At 38.2% G+C, this 9,338-nt stretch carries 9 protein-coding genes and 2 pseudogenes; 3 read left to right on the forward strand and 8 right to left on the reverse strand.

The window, feature by feature from the left end:
• Window positions 1-7 precede the first annotated feature (7 nt).
• The 4 genes from ACMZ6U_RS07375 to ACMZ6U_RS07390 form a co-directional block, all read right to left on the reverse strand.
• Window positions 8-850: a metal ABC transporter permease gene (locus tag ACMZ6U_RS07375; RefSeq protein ID WP_416107549.1), complete on the reverse strand. Its 843-nt coding sequence runs from the start codon at window positions 848-850 to the stop codon at window positions 8-10.
• Window positions 843-1,703, reverse strand: coding sequence for a metal ABC transporter permease (locus ACMZ6U_RS07380; protein WP_416107551.1), 861 nt, complete (start codon window positions 1,701-1,703; stop codon window positions 843-845). The genes ACMZ6U_RS07375 and ACMZ6U_RS07380 overlap by 8 nt, the downstream gene beginning before the upstream one ends.
• A gap of 1 nt (window position 1,704) precedes the next feature.
• On the reverse strand, window positions 1,705-2,463 hold the full coding sequence (locus ACMZ6U_RS07385) for a metal ABC transporter ATP-binding protein (RefSeq protein ID WP_416107553.1): 759 nt from the start codon (window positions 2,461-2,463) through the stop codon (window positions 1,705-1,707).
• A gap of 155 nt (window positions 2,464-2,618) precedes the next feature.
• The gene (locus ACMZ6U_RS07390; protein WP_416107555.1) at window positions 2,619-3,557 is read right to left on the reverse strand and encodes a metal ABC transporter solute-binding protein, Zn/Mn family; all 939 of its coding nucleotides are present in this window, start codon (window positions 3,555-3,557) and stop codon (window positions 2,619-2,621) included.
• Window positions 3,558-3,701: 144 nt separating this feature from the next.
• Between ACMZ6U_RS07390 and ACMZ6U_RS07395 the strand changes: the two genes are divergently transcribed.
• The 3 genes and pseudogenes from ACMZ6U_RS07395 to ACMZ6U_RS07405 form a co-directional block, all read left to right on the forward strand.
• Window positions 3,702-4,349 (forward strand): metal-dependent transcriptional regulator, encoded by a 648-nt coding sequence (locus tag ACMZ6U_RS07395; RefSeq protein WP_416107557.1) that lies wholly within the window; start codon window positions 3,702-3,704, stop codon window positions 4,347-4,349.
• Window positions 4,350-4,536: 187 nt separating this feature from the next.
• Window positions 4,537-5,416, forward strand: a pseudogene (locus tag ACMZ6U_RS07400) (transposase); the annotation flags it as partial.
• Window positions 5,417-5,538: 122 nt separating this feature from the next.
• Window positions 5,539-5,967 (forward strand): annotated as a pseudogene (locus ACMZ6U_RS07405) (transposase); the annotation flags it as partial.
• Window positions 5,968-6,113: 146 nt separating this feature from the next.
• On the opposite strand, the gene ACMZ6U_RS07410 reads toward ACMZ6U_RS07405, so the two are convergent.
• The 4 genes from ACMZ6U_RS07410 to glmU are packed head-to-tail and all read right to left on the reverse strand — an operon-like array spanning window position 6,114 to window position 9,071.
• On the reverse strand, window positions 6,114-6,803 hold the full coding sequence (locus tag ACMZ6U_RS07410; protein WP_416107559.1) for a 5'-methylthioadenosine/adenosylhomocysteine nucleosidase: 690 nt from the start codon (window positions 6,801-6,803) through the stop codon (window positions 6,114-6,116).
• 9 nt (window positions 6,804-6,812) lie between these two features.
• The gene (gene macP, locus ACMZ6U_RS07415) at window positions 6,813-7,109 is read right to left on the reverse strand and encodes a cell wall synthase accessory phosphoprotein MacP (protein WP_416107561.1); all 297 of its coding nucleotides are present in this window, start codon (window positions 7,107-7,109) and stop codon (window positions 6,813-6,815) included.
• A gap of 2 nt (window positions 7,110-7,111) precedes the next feature.
• The gene (locus tag ACMZ6U_RS07420) at window positions 7,112-7,663 is read right to left on the reverse strand and encodes an NUDIX domain-containing protein (RefSeq protein ID WP_416107563.1); all 552 of its coding nucleotides are present in this window, start codon (window positions 7,661-7,663) and stop codon (window positions 7,112-7,114) included.
• Window positions 7,664-7,691: 28 nt separating this feature from the next.
• Window positions 7,692-9,071 carry a bifunctional UDP-N-acetylglucosamine diphosphorylase/glucosamine-1-phosphate N-acetyltransferase GlmU gene (gene glmU / locus ACMZ6U_RS07425; RefSeq protein ID WP_416107565.1) on the reverse strand — a complete coding sequence of 460 codons (1,380 nt, stop codon included), beginning with the start codon at window positions 9,069-9,071 and terminating at the stop codon, window positions 7,692-7,694.
• Window positions 9,072-9,338 lie beyond the last annotated feature (267 nt).

Genomic DNA, 9,338 nt, shown 5'->3' on the forward strand with positions numbered 1-9,338 from the left:
TTTTTTATCACTTGCTCTTCATGATTCTATGAACGAATGATTTTATCAACATCATTGTCAAAAAACTTATTAAGGCTACAACTGCTGTTATGCCAGAAAGGGTGACATCAAGAAACATACCTAAATAATAGCCCAAACTAGCCAGAAGGATAGAGAAGGCAAGACTAAGTAACGTAAAAGCCAAAAAAGTCTGTGACCATAAACTAGCTAACATGGCAGGAGCAACTAAAAAACTAATCACTGTGATAGAGCCTAAACTATCAAAAGCAAGGACAATAGTCAAAGAAACCAAAAACATGAGTAAGAGCTTAACTAGCGTCACTTTTACACCAACTAATCTAGCCTGCGTTTTATCAAATAAATAAAGAGACAAACGCCAGAAGAATAACAGGTAAAAAAGAGATAGACTCAATAAAAGGACAATCCCTCTAACCAAAGCCAGAGGCATGTCAACTCCTAGTAATTGACTCCTAACAAAAGGTGCAAAAAGCACTTCTCCCATCAATACCATATCTAAATCCAGATGAACATTTCTAGCGAATAGGGAAATCAACATGACACCTAGCGCAAAGAAGAAGGTGAATACTAGCCCTGTCGCCGCGTCATGGGCAATTTTTTGACTATGGATAGCTTCAATCATGATAATTGTTAAAACTCCAAAAACACTTGCACCTATGAGTAATAACGGTGAATAAAGGTCCTGAGTTAAAAAGAAACCCATGACAATTCCCAGAAGAATAGAATGTGATAAAGCATCTGCCACCATACTTTGATTACTAATCACTAAAATATTGCCAATTAAGCTACAGGACATAGCAATAACAATCATTATTAAGAATACTTCAGACACGACCGTTCTCCTTTTGAATATAAGTAGACCAAAGAAAAGCAAGAGTTAGACAAACTGTCATACAAATAATAATAGCCGGGCCTGTAGACATCCCAGAAATACTAGAACTCATTAAGCTCCCTAACCAGGCTGAGACAAAGGCCATTATGCTTCCAAATAGTAAGCTTTGCTTATACGTCTTTCCTAAAAGCAAGCCAAAGACACTTGGGGCAATCAAAAAACTACTCATTAAGATAGCACCGACCACTTTTAAACCAACAGCAATCAGAGCTGTCATCAAGACAAGATGTCCTCCCTTGATCAGACTAAGAGGAAGACCACTTACTTGGGCAAAGCCTTCATCAAAAAGATAAACAATCAATCGCTGGTAAAAAACTAAAAAAATCCCCAATACTAATAGCGATACTGCCACAATTAAATAAAGATCTGATTTTTGAATGAAAGCAGCTTGACCGAAAAGATAAGTTTGAAGCCCAGCTTGAGAAGCGTTTTGATAATGATGATTTCCCTGAAGAAAATTTTTCAGAACCATTCCTAATCCAAAAAAAGAAGCAGATACCAAAGACAAGGCATTGACAAAGCTCTGCCGACTATAAGTATTGATGAGATAGACCAGACGATACGATAATAATCCTGCTAACATGGCACCTAACATTAAAAGTAAAGGATTCCGTGATTCAAAGACCATAAATGCCAGAATTACCCCTGGATAAGAGGCATGACCGATAACGTCACCAATGAGGCTTTGTCGTTTCAAAACACTGATTGAACCCAATAAGCAAGATGCCAAAGCAAAAATGGACGTTCCAAAGGCTACAGTTACAAAGGAATAGTCAGTTAAAATAGCTAACATATTATCTCTCCCTCCTTAATACCGATAAGGAAGATTGAGACGAGGCTTGATAAGCTATCTGGTAATTTTCCTCAGTTAATACCCGATTGATATCACCTTGATCAATCGTTTTTTTATTTAACCAGACGAGATAATCAAAATACTTGTTCAAACTATGGAGATCATGATGGATGACAACTGATGTCTTCCCTTCTTTTTGGAAATCCTCGAGTATATCCATAATCTTCTGTTCCGTCTTGATATCAACACCAGCTAAGGGCTCATCCATCAGATAAAGTTCAGCCTCCTGAGCCAAAGCTCTAGCTAGAAAAACGCGCTGTCTTTGTCCTCCAGACAACTGATTGATTTGTCGTTTTTGAAAATCTAATAAGTCTAATTTTTCCAAAGCAAGCAGCGCTGCTTCTTTGTCTTCTTTTTTTGGTCTCTTAAACCAATTATTAATCAAGGGATACCGACCCATCAGCACAATATCAAAAACTCTTGCCGGAAACTGCCAGTTAACCTGACTCGATTGGGGAATGTAAGCGACTTTCTGAGCTAACCATTGGGGAGAAAACTGATCTTTTCCAAGCAGGGAAATCTGCCCAGTTTCTACCTTTTCTAATTGAAGAATACTTTTAAGTAACGTAGATTTTCCAGCACCATTTGGTCCAACAATAGCTGTACGACTGCCCTTAGGAATCGTCAGACTGAGATGAGATAAAGCTTGATTTGATTGATAAGATACGGATAAATCCTTGATTGAGATTGCTGCTTCCATAATAGATAAGCACCCTTTTCAGAGTGCTCTTCCTTTCCAATGTTTTATTGAGACAACCTAGACGAGTTAATAGAACAACTGTGTTCAATGATAAATCTCAAATGTCTTTTACTATAACAAACGAGAGAATAACATGCTTCTCTTCTAAACCATTTTTATTTTAATGACTCAACGATAAGATTAGTGTTGTGCTTGTACATGTCGATGTAGCTATCACCATCTTGTCCCTCAGGTGCTAGAGAATCAGAGAAGAGTTCCTTACCTTCACCAGTCACAACAGCTACGTTACCACCTTTAGCAGCAACAGCTTCCTGTAGTTTTTTCATGCGCTCAGGATTTGTTGTCGATTCTGTAAAAATCGCCTTAATCTTATGTTCATTAATTAAGTTAACAGTTTCCATCATATCGCTATTAGCCACCTCCGAATCGGTACTAATACCCTGTGGCGCATATAAAGTAAAGTCATAACGATGAGCAAAATAATTAAAGGCATCATGTGGTGTTACCAAATAACGACTTTCCTTTGGAATCACAGACAGAGCTTTCTTATTCCACTGGTCTAAGTCATCTAATTCAGCCAGATATTCTTTTGTATTTTTAGCAATATCGCTTCGATGTTCCGGCACCAATTCCTTGAGTTCTTTAGAAGTCTCCTTAACTGCTTTCTTATAAAGGTCAATATCAAACCAGAAATGAGGATCTACTACTTTTTCACCATCTTCATCCATAGTTCCGACATCTTTTTTTGAAAATCCTTTGGTAACAGCTGTTCCTTTGGATTCAAGTGCATCAACCATTTTCCCTTCAAAGTGTAAACCATGGTAAAGGACCAAGTCAGCTTCTTGTAATTTTTTCAAGTCACTTGATTTAGCCACATAAAGATGAGGGTCTTCTCCCGCAGGAATAATGAGGTCACGTTTAACATAATCACCTGCTAACTGTTTAACCATATCATTCAAGAAAGAGGTCGTTACAGTAACAACCGGTTCTTTATGGTTAACATCTGATGTCTGATGCCCTTCTTTTGAGCTACAGGCTGTGAGCCCTATGAGAACTAAAGCAAGAACCGATATGTATTTTAGTATTTTTGTCATCCAAAAACTCCTTAATGATGTTTATTAAATAAATTAGGTATACTTAATTTTATAAATAGACTAACCTTTTATTTTACTTTTGTCAACAATTTACCGTAAATTTTGCTATACTTAATGTAGCAAATGAAGTAAGAAAGTAACGATATGACTCCAAATAAAGAAGATTACCTTAAACGAATCTACGAATTAGGTGAAGTGCAAGCCAAAATCACCAACAAAGAAATTGCTAGTCAGATGGGAGTTTCTGCCCCAGCAGCCTCTGAGATGGTCAAAAAAATGATCCATGAAAACTGGATCATCAAAGATAGACAAAAAGGGTATCTCATCACAGAAAAAGGGATGCTTCTCGTTTCTAGTCTCTATCGCAAACACCGCCTAATTGAATTATTTTTAATTAAAGACTTGGGTTATTCTGCAAAGGATGTGCATGAAGAAGCTGAAATTTTAGAACACAGCGTCTCTGATAAATTTATCGATTGTTTAGAAGAAAACTTGGATTTCCCACAAACTTGTCCACACGGTGGTAGTATTCCTCGAAAAGGTGAACGTCTCAATGAAAGATACACCAAGCGATTATCTGACATCACAGAAGTCGGTACTTACTGTCTTAGACGCTACCACGATCAACTCGAACTTCTCAATTACCTTGAAGAAAACCAGTTTGCTCTATCTGACAGTTTTGAACTCGAAAAAATTGATACTTTTACACAAACCATGACCGTTCGTTTAGCTAAAAAAACACTGATCCTCCCTTTGATTGTCACGGAGCAATTATTTGTTGAAAAGTGCTAAGCAAAGGTCAAATTGACTGATACGCTTAAAAAAATTGATTTACTAATAGAGTCCTATAATACTGTTATGTTTAAACGAATGTAAAGAGACTGAGCGAATGCTCAATGTCATTAAGTTAAGCAATCTATCACATTTTATGGTAGGTTGTTTCTTTCTATGCTACACTAACAATAAAAGGAGAAACACCATGCTTGACCAAATCAAAACTCACTTACTTGGTAGTATTAATCACGTCGTTTCAAATGCCAACCAATTTGTCTGTCAACCAGAAAAAGATTTTAGTCGAAAAAGTCAGTTGACAATGGCAACGATGGTAAAGTCTATCCTTGCCATGGGTGGTAAAAGTCTATCTAAAGAACTGCTAGATTTAGACCTCACTGTCTCTCAGTACGCTTTTGTGCAACGTCGCTACCAGATTAAATACCAAGCTTTTGAAAGGCTTTTTAAAGAGTTTACTTCTAAAATCCCAACGGTTAATCCTATGCCGATTTTCGCTGTAGACGGTAGTGATGTCGTTCTTCCTCGAAATCGCTTTGACAAGGAGACCTGCATCCAAACAGGGCCAAATCGAACGCCTTACAATCTGATTCATATTAATGCCCTCTATGATTTACAAAATGGGATTTATCATGACCTTCGGATTCAAGACAAGGTCGATAATGATGAACGCTCTGCTGTCATTGACATGATGGCGAGCTCTCCCTTTCGCACGAGCGCTTGTGATTATGGATAGAGGCCATGAATCTTACAATATCATGGTACATTGCCAAGAAAAAAATGGGTTGTATATTATTCGGATTCGTGATGGAAATTGTTCTATCAAATCAGGTGTAAACCTGCCTGACACGCCTTATTTTGATGAATGGCTTGACCTTAAACTCTGTCGGAAACAAACCAAGGAGATGAAGCAAATGTATCAAGATTTCCCCAATCACTATCACTATTTATCGCATCACTCCCTCCTTGATTTCTTACCAAACTCTAGTAGAAAAGCGGGTTCAATAAGCTTTTATGAACTACATTTTCGTATCGTTCGTGTGAAAATCAAACCTGGTTTCTATGAAACCTTATACTGATTTTAATTCAAAATCTGAATATAGAATTATGGTTCGAGTCTCCTAATCCTAGTAAATCGTCCAGATTTACACCTTGTCCTTAAATGGTTTCAGATTTAGATTTTCATTGAGTATTAGTCACTAATACAGATTACTCTGTGGAGAAATTAAAAGATCTCTATGCCAGCAGATGGGGCATAGAGACCAGTTTTCGTGACCTTAAATACAGTATCGGTCTGACTCACTTTCATGCGAAAAAGAAGAAAGGGGTTCTCCAAGAAATATATGTTCGTTTTATCAATTTTAACTTTTGTAAATGGCTAACCTCACACATTGCCATCAAAAAATCAAAGACAAAAAGAGCTTACGGCATCAAATTTTCAGACGCTGCTTATGCCTGTCTAAAATTTCTCAGAGGAACACTCACTTCTTCTCAATTGAGAACTTACATTGCCAAGTATTTATCCATTATCCGAGCCAATCGAACATTTCCGAGAAAAATTAAAAGCCAAGCGCCAGTAAGTTTCACTTATAAGTACCATAATGACAGCAAAATAGGGTGAGAAACTGTTACTTTTGTGCGTCCTAAATACGGTCAATTAAAACCCTATTCTAAACGGCACCACAACAGTGACACTTTGGAATAGGGGTTTTGATAGATTAAATCCTTAACTTAATGACATTGAGCAAATGCTAAGTCTCTTTTTGATTATAATTTTTCTAAGAAGGCTACCAGCGTCTCAGCTGATTTCTTCCCAGCTTCAATGATAAATTCATCAAAGGTGATGTTGGCATCATGTGCTGCAGTGTCACTCATAGCACGTACAACAACAAAAGGTTTTCCACAAGCAGTAGCGGCTTGCGCAATAGCTGCTCCCTCCATCTCGACAGCTAGTACTTGAGGAAAATGCCCTTTAATATCATCAATCTTATCTTGACCAGCGATAAAACTGTCACCACTAGCAATAAGTCCAATCTTAGCAGTGACTGAAGCTTCTGCTAAAACATCTTGAAAAACTTTGATAAAGGCCGAATCAGACTCAAAATAAAGAGGTTGCATGGACATCTGTCCATAGTCATAACCAAAGGCCGTTAAATCAACATCATGGTAAACCAAGCGGTCAGCAACAACAACATCTCTGATAGCTAGATCTTCTGCTACCGCTCCAGCCGATCCTGTATTAATGACAGCATCAACCTCAAAGTGATCAGCCAAGACTGCTACTGACATGGCTGACATGACTTTTCCAACCCCTGATTGAACCAAAACGAGTTCATGCTTACCGAGGTGTCCTAGATAGTAAGTATTTCCAAGGATTTTTTCCTCAGACTTATCCCCGAGTTTTTCCACTAATAGGCGCAATTCCTGCTCCATAGCGGCAATAATTCCAATTTTCATAATGTCTTTCTATAAATAAAAAATAGCTGCTAGCAAAAGGACAAAGAGTAACAGGACAATCAAAAGAATACGATTGATTTTAGCTTGAAACGCATTGCGCTTAGCATTCTCGATTCGACGACTCTTGACCACAGGTTTCTCTTTTTTAGCAGAGAAAAAACCTCTATCTCGGGATAGATCAGCTGTCTCCTCTGTCGAAATCACCCTTGTCTCCTGACCATCAAAATCAGTATCGTAGAAATCAGCCAAATCGTCACCACGATTGGCACGATCAATGATTTCATCAGTCAATAATGGTTTTCCCATAACTACTTATTCTCCATGTGCAGTCCATAATATTGCAAAGCAATGATGGTTTTGGCATCTTGAATCTGACCAGAAGCTACCATAGCCATACAATCATCATAGCTAAGTTCTAAAATCTCAAGAACTTCATCATCATCTTGTGGTAGAGGATTGGGTACCTTTGTTAACTGATCAGCCAAGTAAAGTTTGATTTTTTCATTGCAGAATCCAATGGCTGTGTAAAATTCATATAAGAAAGTCAACTCGCCAGCATAGCCAGTTTCTTCCTCCAACTCACGCGCAGCTGCTTCTTTTTCAGAACCTGCTTCACCAACTTCTAGTTTTCCAGCCGGTATCTCATAAGAAATCCCCTCAATTGCCTTACGGTATTGTTTAACCAAAATAATCTTATCTTCTGGCGTAACTGCTAGAGTTGCAACCGCACCATTATGAAAGACTAACTCACGTTTAGATTGTCCCAATCCATTTGGTAATTCAACATCATCAACGGCGACTGTAAAAATATGACCTTCAAAAATCGTTGCACGTTTTAGCGTTTTTTCTTCAAAATCCATGATAAATCCTCAAAACCACTCTTCGAACTTATTTTTTTGTTGGGTGATGTGGTAATTTAAGAGCGTAGAACTCTTTGTTTTCCTGACGGCTACGTCCAATAGCGACACTATCTTCAGGAACATTCCTAGTAATCGTTGATCCTGCTGCTGTTAGGGCATTATCCCCAACTTCAAGCGGTGCAATCAAGGTTGAATGACTACCGACAAAAGCATTATCGCCAATAACCGTCTTAAACTTGTTTTGTCCATCGTAATTGACTGTAATGGTACCAGCACCAATATTAACGTCTTTTCCGATTTCAGCATTACCAAGATAAGTCAAATGACCAGACTTGGTATTTTCACCAAGTTTAGAGGCCTTGACTTCCACAAAGTTTCCGATGTGGACATTTTTAGCTAGTTCAGATCCAGGGCGGATGTGGGCATAAGGACCAACAGTGACACCATCAGCCAAGATGCTTTCTTCAATCGTAGAGTTCGTGATAACAGCATTGGCTCCAACCTCTGAATCGACAATGTAGGTACTGTTAGTTAGGACGGTTTCACGACCAATTTTAGTTTGACCTTTAAGAGTAACATTTGCTTCAACCACAACTTCTTCAGCAAGTTCAACATCAATGTCAATATAGGCGCTGTCTGGATTTTGGAAAGAAACCCCATTAACCATGTGCTTATGGTTGATACGACGGCGCATGATTCCCTCAGCTGTTGCCAAGGCAACACGGTCATTAACACCTAAACTTTCATCAAAGTCACGCAGTTTATAGGCACCAACTTTTTCACCGGCTTCTTTGAAAATACCAATAACATCTGTTAGGTAATATTCCCCTTGAGCATTGTTGGTATTGATATTTTTGAGAGCTTCAAAAAGGCGTTTATTATCAAAAAGATAAGTTCCAGTATTGATTTCAGTGATAGCTTGTTCATAGTCGTTAGCATCTTTTTGCTCAACGATTTTAGTCACTTCTTGATCCTTGTTACGGACAATACGACCATACCCAAATGGGTTATCAGCTTCAGCTGTCAAGATAGTTGCTACATTTTTATGACTGATATGATAGTCAATCAAGTTCTTAAGACTATCTCCTGTAATCAAGGGCGTGTCGCCAGCAATGACCAAGGTTTGTCCTTCTAAACCTGACAATTCTTCTTCAGCCATCATGACCGCATGACCTGTTCCTAGCTGCTCTGTTTGCATTGCAAATTGCGATTGGTCACCCAGGACTTCTTTGACCAATTCTGCCTTATGACCAATAACGGTTACGTTTTTTTCAGGTTTAATGGCTAAAACTGCACGAAAAACGTGCTCTAACATAGTAATACCAGCAACCCTGTGCATGACCTTTGGAAGGTCTGATTTCATACGCGTTCCTTTACCTGCTGCTAGAATAATCGCATAGTTTGTCATTTTCATTGTTCTCATCAGACATGAGTCCGATAGCCTTTCAAACATACTTTAAACTTTCATTATTATAGCATAATTAAAACATATAAAAAAGCCAAGTTACTGAACCTAGCTAAAACAGGCTCTATAAGACTGTAGTGGGTAAAATCCACTGCGGATGTTATAGGGCTTTTCGACTGTATGCAAAAAGTCCTACATGACTTATAATGAAAAGCGTCTAAACCATCATTAGAAAGTGTCATATGGAACTATTTAAGAATACCACAGATT

It is taken from the genome of Streptococcus pluranimalium (assembly GCF_047785745.1).
Lineage (GTDB): Bacteria > Bacillota > Bacilli > Lactobacillales > Streptococcaceae > Streptococcus > Streptococcus pluranimalium_B.